Source organism: Ramlibacter cellulosilyticus (assembly GCF_014297465.1).
In the GTDB taxonomy this organism is placed as follows: Bacteria; Pseudomonadota; Gammaproteobacteria; order Burkholderiales; family Burkholderiaceae_C; genus Ramlibacter; species Ramlibacter cellulosilyticus.
Map to the genome: position 1 here is coordinate 351,989 of NZ_JACORT010000003.1, position 13,988 is coordinate 365,976.

Annotated in this window: 10 protein-coding genes; 5 read left to right on the plus strand and 5 right to left on the minus strand. The window is 71.4% G+C overall.

Features of this window, described 5'->3' with window-relative positions:
- Positions 1-8 precede the first annotated feature (8 nt).
- From phoU to phoR, 3 genes are read left to right on the plus strand one after another with little or no spacing between them, the layout of a single operon-like run.
- A complete protein-coding gene (phoU, locus tag H8N03_RS10370; RefSeq protein ID WP_187076084.1) occupies positions 9-722 on the plus strand; it encodes a phosphate signaling complex protein PhoU in 714 nt (237 codons plus the stop codon).
- On the plus strand, positions 719-1,411 hold the full coding sequence (gene phoB, locus H8N03_RS10375; protein ID WP_187076085.1) for a phosphate regulon transcriptional regulator PhoB: 693 nt from the start codon (positions 719-721) through the stop codon (positions 1,409-1,411). The genes phoU and phoB overlap by 4 nt, the downstream gene beginning before the upstream one ends.
- On the plus strand, positions 1,408-2,769 hold the full coding sequence (phoR, locus tag H8N03_RS10380) for a phosphate regulon sensor histidine kinase PhoR (RefSeq protein ID WP_187076086.1): 1,362 nt from the start codon (positions 1,408-1,410) through the stop codon (positions 2,767-2,769). Before phoB ends, phoR begins: the two co-directional genes overlap by 4 nt.
- Here phoR and H8N03_RS10385 read toward each other — a convergent pair.
- The 5 genes from H8N03_RS10385 to trxA all read right to left on the minus strand — a co-directional run bounded on the left by H8N03_RS10385 (position 2,717) and on the right by trxA (position 8,116).
- A complete protein-coding gene (locus H8N03_RS10385) occupies positions 2,717-4,060 on the minus strand; it encodes an MATE family efflux transporter (protein WP_187076087.1) in 1,344 nt (447 codons plus the stop codon). The two genes, phoR and H8N03_RS10385, sit on opposite strands and share 53 nt — an antisense overlap.
- Positions 4,061-4,062: 2 nt before the next feature.
- Complete coding sequence (locus H8N03_RS10390; protein WP_187076088.1) at positions 4,063-5,748, minus strand: glycosyltransferase family protein; 1,686 nt, start codon at positions 5,746-5,748, stop codon at positions 4,063-4,065.
- Between the two features lie 76 nt (positions 5,749-5,824).
- Positions 5,825-6,082 carry a type B 50S ribosomal protein L31 gene (locus tag H8N03_RS10395; RefSeq protein WP_187076089.1) on the minus strand — a complete coding sequence of 86 codons (258 nt, stop codon included), beginning with the start codon at positions 6,080-6,082 and terminating at the stop codon, positions 5,825-5,827.
- 190 nt (positions 6,083-6,272) lie between these two features.
- Positions 6,273-7,538 (minus strand): transcription termination factor Rho, encoded by a 1,266-nt coding sequence (gene rho, locus H8N03_RS10400; protein WP_187076090.1) that lies wholly within the window; start codon positions 7,536-7,538, stop codon positions 6,273-6,275.
- A gap of 245 nt (positions 7,539-7,783) precedes the next feature.
- A complete protein-coding gene (trxA, locus tag H8N03_RS10405) occupies positions 7,784-8,116 on the minus strand; it encodes a thioredoxin TrxA (RefSeq protein ID WP_187076091.1) in 333 nt (110 codons plus the stop codon).
- Between the two features lie 155 nt (positions 8,117-8,271).
- Here trxA and H8N03_RS10410 point away from each other — a divergent pair, with 155 nt between their 5' ends.
- Positions 8,272-10,737, plus strand: coding sequence for a PD-(D/E)XK nuclease family protein (locus H8N03_RS10410; protein WP_255428155.1), 2,466 nt, complete (start codon positions 8,272-8,274; stop codon positions 10,735-10,737).
- A complete protein-coding gene (locus H8N03_RS10415) occupies positions 10,730-13,951 on the plus strand; it encodes a UvrD-helicase domain-containing protein (protein WP_187076093.1) in 3,222 nt (1,073 codons plus the stop codon). Before H8N03_RS10410 ends, H8N03_RS10415 begins: the two co-directional genes overlap by 8 nt.
- Positions 13,952-13,988 lie beyond the last annotated feature (37 nt).

A 13,988-nucleotide genomic window follows, 5' to 3' on the forward strand; every position in this document is an offset into this window, starting at 1 on the left:
AAAATAACATGGCGGACAAGCACCTTTCCACCCAGTTCGACAGCGAGCTGAACGCGCTGTCGCAGCGCGTCATGGAGCTGGGCGGCCTGGCCGAAGCCCAGATCCGGCAGGCGATCCACGCGCTCGCGCACTTCGACGAGGACGCCGCGCAGCAGGTGATGGAGACCGAAGCGCGGGTGAACCAGATGGAGATCGAGATCGACCGCGACCTCTCCTCGATCATCGCGCGACGCCAGCCGACGGCGCGCGACCTGCGGCTGCTGATGGCGATCTCGAAGACCACGGCCAACCTGGAGCGCGTCGGCGACGAGGCGATGCGGATCGCCCGCATGGTGCGCTCGATGGTCGCCAAGAGCGGCTCCGTGCGCACCTTGCCCGCCGGCGAGCTGAACGTGGCTGCGGACCTCGCGTCCGGCCAGCTGCGGCGGGCGCTGGACGCCTTCGCCCGCCTGGACACGGCGGCGGCGGTGGCGATCATGAAGCAGGACGACCTCCTCGACGAGGAGTTCGACGGCTTCGTGCGCAAGCTGGTGACCTACATGATGGAAGATCCGCGTACCATCTCGAGCAGCCTGGACCTGCTGTTCGTGGCCAAGGCCATCGAGCGCATCGGCGACCACGCCAAGAACATCGCGGAGTTCATCATCTACGTCGTGAAGGGCGCGGACGTGCGCCACAGCTCCATGGAGCACATCGAATCCGCCGTGCAGCAGGGAAGATGAAGACCCAGCCTCGCATCCTGGTCGTGGAAGACGAGCCGGCGATCGCCGAGCTCATCGCCGTGAACCTGCGGCACAACGGCCTGGCGCCGGTGTGGGCGGCCGACGGCGAGGCGGCGCAGCGCGAGATCGACGCGGTGCTGCCCGATGCCATCCTGCTGGACTGGATGCTGCCCGGTGCCTCCGGCCTGCAGCTCGCGAAACGCTGGCGCTCCGATGCGCGCACGAAAGGCATTCCCATCCTCATGCTCACCTCGCGCGGCGACGAGCCGGACAAGGTGGCCGGCCTGGATGCGGGGGCCGACGACTACATCACCAAGCCCTTCTCGACGCAGGAGCTGCTCGCGCGCATCCGCGCGGTGCTGCGCCGGCGCGCGCCGGAGAAGATCGAGGAGACCGTGACGGTCGGCGGCCTCACGCTGGACCCCGCGGCGCACCGCGTCGCGTGGAACGGCCAGCCGGTGAAGGTCGGCCCGACCGAATTCAAGCTCCTGCACTACCTCATGCGCCACCCGGAACGCGTGCACAGCCGCCAGCAGCTGCTGGACCGGGTCTGGGGGGACCACGTGTTCATCGAGGAGCGGACGGTGGACGTGCACGTGAAGCGCCTGCGCGAGGCGCTCGGCCCCGGCGGCGCGCTCGTGGAGACCGTGCGCGGCGCGGGCTACCGCATCACGGCGCAGCCCGCATGACCTTGCGTTTCCTGGCTTTCGCCTGCTGCCTCGCGCTGGGCGCCCTGGCAGGCTGGCTGCTGGGGGGAAGCGCGGGGGCGGCAGCGGGTGTCGCCGCCGGCGCGCTCGCCTGGTTCACGATCGAGAGCTTCCGTGCCCGCCGCGTGCTGCGCTGGCTGCGCGAAGGCCAGTTGCGCGGCGCACCGAGCGTCGGCGGCTGGTGGGGCGAGGCCGGCGAACGCGCGCGCCGCGCGCTGGCCGCGCGCGAGCTGCGCGCCGAGGACGCCGAGCGCCGGCTGGAGGCTTTCCTGGACGCGATCCGCGGCTCGCCCAACGGCGTGGTGCTGCTGGACCCGCAGGGGCGCATCGAGTGGTGCAACCAGACGGCGAGCCTGCATTTCGGACTGGACCCCGTGCGCGACCTGCAGCAGCACATCGTCAACCTCGTGCGCGATCCCGATTTCGCCGGCTTCTACCACGGCGGGAACTACACGCGCGACGTGATCGTCGAGGCCCCGGCGAGTTCGGCCACGCGGCCGCGCCGCCTCTCGCTGTACCTGCACCCGTATGGCGAAGGGCGGCGGCTGCTGCTCTCGCGCGACGTCACCGAGGTGGAGCAGGCCGAGGCGATGCGCCGCGACTTCGTGGCCAACGTCTCGCACGAGATCCGCACGCCATTGACGGTGCTCTCCGGGTTCGTGGAGACCTTGCAGACGCTGGACCTGCCGAAGGAGGAGCGGCAGCGCTACCTGGGAATGATGGCGCAGCAGGCGCAGCGCATGCAGACCCTCGTGCAGGACCTGCTCACGCTCTCGCGGCTGGAAGGCAGCCCCCTGCCGGGCAAGGCGGAGTGGACGCCCGTGGCGAGCCTGCTCGCCCAGGCCGAACAGGAGGCGCGTGCCCTCGCGGCGAACCAGGGCAAGCGCCTGGACCTGCGCTTTCCCGAGGCCTGCAGCTGGCAGGTGGCCGGGGCGGCGAGCGAGCTGCAGAGTGCGCTGTCCAACCTCGTGAGCAATGCCGTGCGCTACACGCCCGGCGGCGGCACGGTGGAAGTGCAGGCGCGGACCGGGGAGGACGGGAGGCTGGAACTCGCGGTGCGCGACTCCGGCCCGGGCATCGCCGCGGACCACCTGCCGCGCCTCACCGAGCGCTTCTACCGGGTGGACCGCAGCCGCTCCCGCGAAAGCGGCGGCACCGGCCTCGGGCTCGCGATCGTCAAGCACGTGGTGCAGCGGCACGGGGGCGAGCTGCGCATCGAGAGCGCGCCGCGCGCCGGCTCGACGTTCACCCTCGTGCTGCCCGCCGGGCGCGTGCGGGCGGCCGAGCTCACGCCGGCCGGTAGCGACGCACCGCCCGCCACAGGATCAGCGGCAGGATGAGCGCGAGCAGGGCCAGCGCCGTGGTGCTGGCCATCCAGAAGGCATCGGGCGACTGCTGCGCCGGCCACGGCCCGACGCCGTGGTACGCGAAACGGTAGCCGCCGACGACGCCCACGCCCCACAGCAGCAGGCAGTACGCAAGCAGGGGCGAGACCGTCACGCGGTAGCAGCGCAGCATGAACACGCACAGCGCCTGCATCGTGTCGCCGAAATGGTAGACGGCCACCCAGGCGAGCAGGCCCGCGGCGAGCGCGGCGACCTGCCGGTCGCCCGAGTACAGCGAAGCGATGCCCGAACGGGCCACGAGCACGGTGGCCATGAGCGACACGCACATGCCGAGGCCGATGCGGAAGCCCGTGCGCATGCTCGCGCGGGCCTTCTTCGGATCCCCCGCGCCCAGCCAGAAGCTCACGCGCGCGCTGGTCGCGATCGCGATCGAGAGAGGCACCATGTACATCACCGCTGCCATGTTGGCCGCGATCTGGTGCGCGGCGGACGGCAAGGTGCCTTGCCGCGCGATCAGCAAGGCCATGAAGGTGAAGGACGTGACCTCCACCATGATGGACAGGCCCGCGGGAACGCCCAGGCGCGCGAACTGCCCGATGGTGGGCCAGTGCGGCCGCTCGATCGCGCGCCAGATCGCGTAAGGGCGATAGAGAGGGTCGTGGCGCAGCAGCCAGGCGGCGACCAGGAGCATCGCCCAGTTCACCACCACCGTCGCCCACGCGCAGCCCACCGCGCCGCCGGCGGGAAGGCCGAGGCCGCCGAAGGCGAACCACACCGTGAGCGGCACCTTCAGCAGGAGCGATCCGAGCTGCAGCCACGTCACGAGCTGCGGCTTGCCCAGGCTCTGGTTGAGGGTGCTGTACATGCGGAACAGCAGCGCCGGCGGCAGGGCCAGGGCGAGCACCGCGAGGTAGTTGCGCACGCTCTCCTGCAACGCCGGCGGCACCTCCGTCCCGTGCAGCAGCGCGTTCGGGTACAGCAGGCCGATCACGCCCACGACGGAGGCCAGGCCCGCCAGGTAGAGGGCCTGCCGCACCGAGCGGCCCACGTGCGCATGGCGGCCGCCGCCGTGCAGTTCGGCCCACACGGGCAGCAGCGACTGGAAGATGCCCATCATCGCCACGAACACGGTGATGAACACGGCGGAGCCGACCGACAGCGCCGCGAGCGCCTGCTGCGAGAAGCGGCCGGCCACGACGGTGTCGGTGATGCCGAAGGCCATGGTGGCCAGCTGGCCGGCCAGCACGGTGCCCGCGTGCCGCGCGATGATCCCGCGTTCGCTCACGTCTACTTCTTCTTGTACAGCAGCAGGTTCTCGCGGGCGTCGGTCGGGCGCGGGATGCGGGCGACCAGCGCCCAGTGCCTCTTGTCGAAGGCGGTGGCGACCGAGAGTTCCAGGTCTTCGGCGACCACCAGCCAGGTGCACGGGCTGGTCGTCGAGGCGCCGCGCAGGTCCAGCTTGCCGTGGTACATCAGCGCGGCGGCCTGCGGGCGGGTGAGCCCGAAGGCCTGCACGCAGCCGGGCGCGTCGATGCGCGCGACGAGGCGCTGCACCGGCGCGGCGTAGCTGCGCGCGTAGTCGAGGACCGGCAGCCACAGCGTCATCACCAGCAGCCAGGCGAGCGCGGCGCCGCCCGCGGGCAGCACGAGGCTCTTCCAGATCGCTTCGCGGTTGCGCTTGGTGCGCCAGCGCACGAGCGACAGCCAGGCGACGGTGGCGACGAGCGCCATGGCGAACGCGACCCAGCCGAAGGTCGGCTGGAAGCCGGGCGCCAGCTTGGCCACGTTGGCGGCGGGCTTGGCCGGCACGCCGGTCTGCAGCGAGATCCAGATGACCCAGATCACCAGCGCGCAGCCGCTGAAGAACAGCAGCGTGAACCAGTCGATCAGCGCGGAGACGCTGCGCCGGAACGTGGGCAAGGCGAAGGCGGCGAGCGTTGCCAGCGCGGGCAGCGCGAGCAGCAGGTTGCGGTCCGGGTTGTGCGAGAAGACGGCCGCGATGAGGCCCACCAGCGCGAACCACAGCGGCAGCGCGACGTGCCGCTGTCCCAGTTGGCGCCGCCAGCGCCACACCGTCCACAGCGCGAGGGGCCACGCGGGCCAGGTGAACCACGCGAGCAGCCGCAGCAGCGACCCCCATTCCCGCAGCGAGAGCTCCGACAGCGGCTGGACGCGCCACTCCCACATGCCGAGGGCTGCCGCGACGGCAGCGGCCACGAGGGCGGCGGCCAGGATCACGGTCACGCTCTGGCTGCGCGTGGCGCCGTTCGCGCTTTCCTCCGGTGCGCTGCCCGCGTGCAGCAAGGCGCCACCGGCGGCGAACAAGGCGCCCATGGCGGGCGCGCCGCTCAGGCCGAGGCCCACGAGTCCCGCGAGGATGGCCAGCGAGGGCAGCAGGAGCCGGTACGGCAGGGCCGCGAGGCCGTAGAAGGCGAGGGCGGTGAAGGACAGCTGCGCCAAGGCCGGCGTGGTCTCGTGCGACAGCTGCATGAGGCCCAGCGAGGCGATCAGGGCCAGCAGCCCGCCGTCGGCGATCGCGCGCGCGTAGTCCGTGGGGTGCGCCTCGCCGCCGAACGCGAACGGCACGGGCTGCGCCGCCGGCGAGCGCGCGAGGTAGTAGACGCCGTACCAGGAGGCCACGAGGCTCAGCACCAGCAGTGCGATGAAGGGGATGCGCGCCGCGAAGTCCGCGGGCATCCAGCCCGGGGCGAGCTGGATGGCCCAGGCGCCCAGCCAGTAAGGCAGCAAGGCGGTGAATTCCGGCGGCTGGCCGAGCAGCGTGGGCTGCAGCCAGGCGGCGTGCCCGCGCGCGAGCTCGAACATGTAGCCGAAGGCCATGATGTCCGCGTTCTTCCACGGCTCGCGGCCGACGAAGCCGGAGAGCACGTACGCCGCGCAGAACAGCAGCAGCGCCACCCGCGGCAGGCGGCGCACGGCGCTCTGGGCGACGATGGCGGGGGTGGGGCGGTTCACGCGCGGGAGTGTGTCACAGCCGTCGCGGCAACAAAAAAGGCAGCCCGAAGCTGCCTTTCCCGGGGAGCCACGCGGCTTACTTGCCGGCGGTCTTGCCGAACTTCTTGAAGAACTTGTCGACGCGGCCGCCCATGTCGTTCACCGACTTCTGGGTGCCCGTGTAGAACGGATGCGATTCGCTGGAGGTATCCAGCTTGTACAGCGGCAGCGTGCGGCCGTCGTCCAGGGTGATGGTGTCGCGCGCGGCCACGCAGGAGCGGGTCACGAACTGGAAGCCGTTCGACAGGTCCTGGAAGACCACGTCGCGGTAGTTGGGGTGAATGCCTTCTTTCATGGTGTCCTCGTCAGGTGTCGCGGCAGCCGCGCCAGGACATCTGGCGTACTTTCCGGGAAAGCCGGTGATTATAGCGCGGGCGGCTCCAGGATGCCTCAGCCGGGTGCGAGCAGAAGAACGCAGAGGTCGCAAAGATGACGCAGCGGGCGGTAGGCTGGGTTGCGCGAAGCGCACCCCAGCGCTCCAGGCGTCAGCCGCCGCGCCGCATCATGTCGAAGAACTCCACGTTCGTCTTCGTGGCCTTCATCGACTTGAGCACCATCTCCATCGCCTCGATCTCGTCCATGTTGTACATGAACTGGCGCAGGATGCGGGTCTTCTGCAGGATCTCGGGGGCCAGCAGCAGTTCCTCGCGGCGGGTGCCGGAGCGATTGAGCTGGATGGAGGGGAAGACGCGCTTTTCGTACAGGCGGCGGTCCAGGTGGAGTTCGCAGTTGCCGGTGCCCTTGAACTCCTCGAAGATCACTTCGTCCATGCGCGAGCCGGTGTCGATCAGCGCGGTCGCGATGATGGTCAGCGAGCCGCCTTCCTCCACGTTGCGCGCGGCGCCCAGGAAGCGCTTCGGGCGCTGCAGGGCGTTGGCGTCCACGCCGCCGGTCAGCACCTTGCCGGACGAGGGCACCACGTTGTTGTAGGCACGGGCCAGGCGCGTGATGGAGTCCAGCAGGATCACCACGTCCTTCTTCAGTTCCACCAGGCGCTTGGCGCGCTCGATCACCATCTCGGCGACGTGCACGTGGCGGGCGGCCGGCTCGTCGAAGGTGGAGGCGATGACTTCCGCCTTCACCGAGCGCTGCATGTCGGTCACTTCCTCGGGACGCTCGTCCACCAGCAGCACCATCATGTAGCTGTCGGGGAAGTTGGCGGCGATGGCGTGCGCGATGTGCTGCATCATCACCGTCTTGCCGCTCTTGGGCGGGGCGACGATCAGCGCGCGCTGGCCCTTGCCGATGGGGGCGATGATGTCGATGATCCGCCCGGTGATGTTCTCGTCGCCCTTGAGGTTGTCGCGTTCGAGCCGCATCTGCTCCCGCGGGAACAGCGGGGTCAGGTTCTCGAACATGATCTTGTGCTTGTTGTCCTCGGGCGCGCGGCCGTTGACCTTGTCGAGCTTGGTCAGCGCGAAGTAGCGCTCGCCGTCCTTCGGGGTCCTGACCTCGCCTTCGATCATGTCCCCGGTGTGCAGGTTGAAGCGGCGCACCTGCGAGGGCGAGATGTAGATGTCGTCCGTGCTCGCGGTGTAGCTCGTGTCCGGGCTGCGCAGGAAGCCGAAGCCGTCCGGCAGGATTTCCAGGACGCCGTCCGCGAAGACCTGTTCGCCGGCGCGCGCGCGCTTCTTGATGATGGCGAACATCAGCTCCTGCTTGCGCATGCGGCCGACGTTTTCGATCTCGAGCTCTTCGGCCTGCTTGAGGACTTCCGAGACGTGCAGCGCCTTGAGTTCGTTCAGGTGCATGGAGGGACCCCTTGGGGGATGTTCTTTGAAAGGTGTGGGGGGAAGGTTCCGTGCGGGGCGAGAAGTGCCCTGCGAACCGGGTATCGGACTGCCCGCCTGCCTGTGGCGGATCAGCGATGGGGCGGATTATGCAGCAAAAAACCAGGGGGTAGGGATTAGGGAGCAGGGGCTAGGGAAAACGGGCGCAGAAACGAAAAGGGCCAGGAACCCCTAGTCCCTAGCCCCTAGATCCTAGTCCCTTGTCTTTACGCCAGCTGCTGGTCCAGGAACTGCGTCAGCTGCGCCTTGCTCATGGCGCCCACCTTGGTGGCGGCGAGCTGGCCGCCCTTGAACAGCATGAGGGTGGGGATGCCGCGGATGCCGAACTTGGCCGGGATGTCGCGGTTCTCGTCGACGTTCATCTTCGCGACCTGCAGCTTGTCCTTGTAGCTCTCGGACACCTCGTCGAGGATGGGCGCGATCATCTTGCAGGGACCGCACCACTCGGCCCAGTAGTCCACCAGCACCGGCTTGTCGGCCTGGAGGACGTCGGATTCGAAGGAGGCGTCGGAGATGTGCTTGATCAGGTCGCTTGCCATGGATTCCTCTCGGGATGCGGGGACCTACCCCGCTACAGCTACAGTCAGGGCATTGTGACAGAAACCAAGACCCCTCGCCGGGTCGGGGCCGGCGGGTGTTTGCTATGGATGGGATAGCAATTCACCATCCATCGGCGCGGCATTGGCGTGAACTCATGGAAAGGCTGCGGGCCGAAATGGCGGCCCGGGGCGCCCATCCCGCACGCACCGTCGTGCTCGTGCCGTACGCGCAGCTGATGCCGCTGGCGCGGCGGTTCTGGGCCGACCTGGCGCCGGACGGCTTCGCGCCGCGCTTCGAGACCACCCACAACTGGGCGCGCCAGCGCCCCTGGATGGCCGGCGAACTCGACCTCTCCTTCGACATCGGCCGCGACCTGCTCACCGCCCGCGGCTGGCTGGAGCAGGGCGGCCTGCGCACGCAGGCCGATGCCCTCGCGGGCCAGCTCGTGGATGCGGCCTGGCAGGCCGCGGAAGCGGCCCGCGCCGTGCCGCCCGCGCAACGCGCCGGCTGGGCCGCGCGGCTGCGTCCGCAACTGCTGCAAGGCATGGAAGCGCCCGTGGTCGCCATCGAGGCGGCCATCGCGCGCATCGCGTTCGAGTGGGTCGCGGCCTCCAGCTACGCCACCGATGCGGTCCTCGACGGCAGCCTCGCCGCGGGGCTGGACCTGCTGGTGGTGCTCCAGGGCTTCCAGGCCGAGGCGGTGCCGCAGGCACTCGCGCGGCAGCTGGGAGACCGCGCCCTCACGTGGCCGTTGCCCGCGCAGGCGACGCAGGGCGCGATCGCGCTGCATGCCGCCGCGGACGCCACCGAGGAAGCCGAACGCGCGGCCGCCTGCGTGCTGCAGCGGCTGGCCGCCGGCGAAGTGCCCGTCGCCCTCGGCGCGACCGACCGCGTGCTCACGCGCCGCATCGGCGCCCTCCTGTTCACGCGCGGCGTTCCCGTGCGCGACGAGACCGGCTGGAAGCTGTCGACGACGCGCGCGGCGGCCAACCTGATGACGGCCTTGCGCGCGAGCGCGTGGGACGCGCCGGCCGACGCGGTGCTGGACTGGCTGAAGAACGTGCCCGCGATCGGCTCGGGCACCGTGCAGGCGCTGGAGCGGCGCGTGCGCCGCGCGGGCCAGCGCGAATGGCGCATGTTGCGCGCCTCCGACTGGGGCGAGTCCGAAGGCCTGCAGGCCGCGGTGCAGCGCATCGCCGGCTGGCGCGAGGGCATGCAGGCCACGCGCACGTTGCTCGAATGGTTGGCCGCGACGCGCACCCTGCTGCGCGACTGCGGCCAGTGGGACGTGCTGCGCTCCGACGCCGCCGGCATGAAGGCGCTGGAAGCGCTGCGGCTGGACGAATCCGCCTCCGGCGAGTGGGCCGCCTGGCCGCAGGCGCAGCGGCGCCTCGGTGCGCGCGAGTTCAACGCCTGGGCCAACGAGGTGCTGGAAAGCGTCAGCTTCGTGCCGCCGCACCGTGGCGACGAGCAGGTCGTGGTGCTGCCCATGAGCCAGTTGCTGGGGCATCCGTTCGCGTCGCTCGTGCTGCCCGGGTGCGACGAGCGCAGCCTGCCCGCGTCGCCCGAGCCGCCCGCCGGCTGGTCGCAGGCGCAGCGGCGGCTGCTGGGACTGCCCGTGCGCGAGGACCTGGAGGCGGCACAGCGCGCCGCATGGGCCCATGCCTTGCAGACGCCGCGCGTCGACGTGCTCTGGCGCGCGAGCGACGACACGGGCGAGCGCAGCCTCGCCAGCCCGCTGGTGCAAGCCGTGCGCCTCGCCGGCGCCGGCGAGAGCGCACCCGACCCGCGCATGCTGCGCGAGGAAGCCGCGCAGCCGGTCGTCGCTCCCACCGCGCGTGCGCCGCAACTCGTGCCCATGCAACTCTCCGCGAGCAGCTACGAGGACCTGCGGCGCTGCCCTTATCGCTTCTTCGCGCTGCGCATGCTGGGCCTGAAGGAAGCCGACGAGATCGAGGCCGAGGTCGACAAGCGCGACTTCGGCACCTGGCTGCACGGCGTGCTGAAGGTGTTCCACGAGACCTTGCGCGACCGCGGCGAGGTGCCACCCGGGGAGCGCGCCGCGCTGCTGGAATCCATCGCGCGCGACGCCATGGAGCGCCAGCGCCTGGGCGAAGGCGAGTTCCTGCCCTTCGCCGCTGCGTGGCCCGCCGTGCGCGAAGGCTATCTCGCGTGGCTGCGCGAGCACGAAGGCGCGTTCGAGGAGGCCGAGGGCGAGCATTCCGTGCAACTGGGCCCGCTCACGCTGGCGGGGCGCATCGACCGCATCGACCGGCTGCCCGATGGCGGCACGCTGGTCATGGACTACAAGACCGAGGGCCTGCAGGCCACGCGCGACCGCATGAAGACGCCGCTGGAAGACACGCAGCTCGCCTTCTACGCGCTGCTCCTGCCGGAGCGCGAGGTGCAGGCCGCGTACCTGAACGTCGGCGAGCGCGGCGAGGTGAAGGCAGTGGCGCACGAGTCGCTGTCCGAGGCGAGCCACATGCTGAAGGAGGCGATCGCCACCGAGATGCGCCGCATTTCCGAGGGCGCGCCCATGCCCGCGCTGGGCGAGGGACGCGCCTGCGAGTTCTGCGCCGCCCGAGGCCTCTGCCGGAGGGATTCCTGGAGTGAGTGAACCGGCTTACGAGCACAACGGCCGCACGGTCACGCGCGAGCAGTTCTACGCGATCGCCTGCGATCCGCGCCGCCACGTGGCGGTGGAGGCTTGCGCGGGCGCCGGCAAGACCTGGATGCTGGTCTCGCGCATCCTGCGCGCGCTGCTCGCGGGCGCGCAGCCGCACGAGATCCTGGCGATCACCTTCACGCGCAAGGCGGCGGGCGAGATGCGCCAGCGCCTGGACGACTGGCTGGCGCTGTGGGGCACGGCGTCCGACGCGGAGCTGGCCGAGGCGCTGCGCGCACGCGGGCTGCCGCATGCCGACGCGGCGCAGCGTGCGGCGCTGCGCGGGTTGTACGCGAGGCTGCTGGAAGCGGGGCGGCCCGTGCAGATCCGCACCTTCCACAGCTGGTTCGCCGCGCTGCTGCGCGGTGCGCCGGTGGCGGTGCTGCAGTCGCTCGGCCTGCCCGCGAGCTTCGAGCTGCTGGAAGACGACAAGGAGGCGGTGGCGCGCGTGTGGCGCCGCTTCCATGCCGCCGTGGAGCGCGAACCCGCGGCACGCGCCGACTACGAGGCGTCGGTGGCCGCGTATGGGCGCTTCAACACGCTCAAGGCGCTGGAGTCCGCGCTCGGCAAGCGCGTGGAGTTCGCCATGGCCGACGCGGTGGGCGTGGTCGCGGATTCGGTGCGGCCCTTCGGCGAAGTCTTCGAGGAGTTCCAGGGTCCCGACGAGCCCGAGCAGATGCTGGGCGAGGACTGGGTGCGCGAGTCCCTGTACGCCGCCTCGCGCGTGCTGGGGCGCGCCACGCAGGCGACGTTCTCGGCGAAGGGCCGCGAGCTGGAACAGGCCGTGACCGACGGCCACTGGCCCGGCGTCGCCGCCGCCCTGCTCACGAAGGAGCAGGAGCCGCGCAAGTTCAGCGACAAGCTCGCGGGCATCGACGACGTGCGGACCGCGCAGACGCTGGTGCAGCGCCTGTGCGCCGCCGTCCACCAGCACCAGGCCTGGCTGCACCACCAGCGCATCGCCCGCCTCGCGCGCCTGCTGCTGGAAAGCTATGCCGCGCTCAAGCGCGAGCAGGGCTGGGTGGACATGAGCGACGTCGAGCGCACGGCGCACGTGCTGCTGTCGGACCCGGTGCTCGCCGGCTGGGTGCAGGAGCGGCTGGACCAGCGCGTGGGCCACCTGCTGATCGACGAGTTCCAGGACACCAACGCGCTGCAATGGCAGGCGCTGCATGCCTGGCTGGGCAGCTACGCGGGCGCCGGCGGCGACGGGCCCAGCGTGTTCATCGTGGGCGACCCGAAGCAGAGCATCTACCGCTTCCGCCGCGCCGAGCCGCAGGTGTTCCGCGCCGCGCAGGAGTTCATCGCCCGCGACCTCGGCGGCGACCGCCTGAGCTGCGACCACACGCACCGCAACGCGCCCGCCGTGCTCGCCGCCGTCAACACGGTGATGGAGCAGGCGCAGCGCGACGGGCAGTACCAGGATTTCCGGGCGCACACGACGCAGTCCGTGCACGGTGGCGCGGTGCTGGCGCTGCCCCCCGTGCCGCGGCCGGAGCGCGCCGCGCAGGAGGAGGAAGGCCTCGCCTGGCGCGACAGCCTGACGGTGCCGCGCGAACTGCCGGAGGAAAGGCTCGTCGCGCTCGAGTGCCGGCAGGCCGCCGCGTGGATCGCGCAGCAGCTGCGCACGGGCGTCGAGGCGGGCGAGGTGATGGTGCTCGCGCGCCGCCGCGAGCGCCTGTCCGCGATGGAGGACGAGCTGCGCGCGCTGCACATCCCCGCGCAGCAGCCGGAGAAGACCGACCTGTGCGAGGCGCCCGAGGTGATGGACCTCGTGGCGCTGCTCGACGTGCTGGTCTCACCGGGACACGACCTCTCGCTCGCGCGCGCCTTGAAGTCGCCGCTCTTCGGCTGCGGCGACGAGGTGCTGGTCGCGCTCGCGCAGCGGGCGCGCGACGCCGCGCAGGCGGGCCCGCCCCGCGGCTGGTTCGAACTGCTGCAGCAGGGCGAAGGCCTGCCCGAAGGCTGCGCCGCCATCGCCGCACGCCTGAAGCAGTGGCAACGCTGGGTGCAGGCCCTGCCGCCGCACGACGCGCTGCAGGCGATCTACGACGAAGGCGACGTGCTCGCGCGGTTCGCGCGCAGCGTGCCGGCACCGCTGCGTGCCAGCGTGCAGGCCAACCTGCAGGCGCTGCTGGGCGCGGCGCTGCAGGTCGGTGGCGGCCGTTACCTCACTCCCTACACCTTCGTGCGCGCGCTCAAGGCCGGCGGGATTCGCGGGCCGGCCGTCGCGGCCGCAGGCGTCGTGCGGCTGCTCACCGTGCACGGTGCCAAGGGGCTGGAAGCCGACGTGGTCCTGCTGCTGGACACCGACAACGCGCCGGCCAGGCCCGAGTCCATGGGTGCCTTGTGCGAATGGCCGGGCGAGGCGCCGGCGCCATGGCGCTTCGCCTTCCTCGCCAGCGAATCGCGGCCGCCCGCCTGCAGCGCCGAAGCGCTGCAGGTCGAACAGGCGGCACGCGCGCGCGAGGAGCTCAACGCCCTGTACGTCGCGATGACGCGCGCCGAGCGCCTGCTGGTGATCTCCTCGGTCGTGCCTTCCTCCACGGGTGCGAACGGCACCTGGTGGCAGCGCCTGCTGCCCTGCGCGACGCCGCTGCCGGCGCCCGGCGCAGCGGAGCCGCTGGACCCGGCGCGCGGCGCGGCCGACACCGTGGTGCTGCACGTGGTGCCCGGCGCCACCACGCCCGTCACCATGGAGTGGCTGCGGCCGCAGGCGCCGGAAGGCAGCCGCGCGTCGCGCCTCGGCGAGGCCATGCACCGCCTGCTGGAGACCTGGCAGGGGGGCATCGCCGCCGCGCAACTGCGCGAAGTGGAGCGCCTGTTCGCGCTGGAGCCCGGCGCGGCGGAAGAAGCCGCGGCGATGGCGCAGCGCATCATCACCGGCGAAGGCTCCTGGGCGTGGGATCCCGCCGTCGTCGACTGGCAGGCCAACGAGATCGAACTGCATGCCGGCGGCGAACTGCTGCGGCTGGACCGGCTCGTGCGCCGCCGCGACACGGGCGAGTGGTGGGTGCTGGACTACAAGTCCGCGGCCGAACCGGAGCGGCAGCCGCAGCTGCGCGCGCAGATGCAGCGTTACCGCGAAGCGGTGGCCGCGGCGCAGGGCGGCGCGGCGGTGCGCTCCGCCTTCCTCACGGCGCAAGGGCGGGTGGTCCCGGCATGAGCCGCCGCGCCGCCCCGAGGCGCATGGCCCCGCCGCG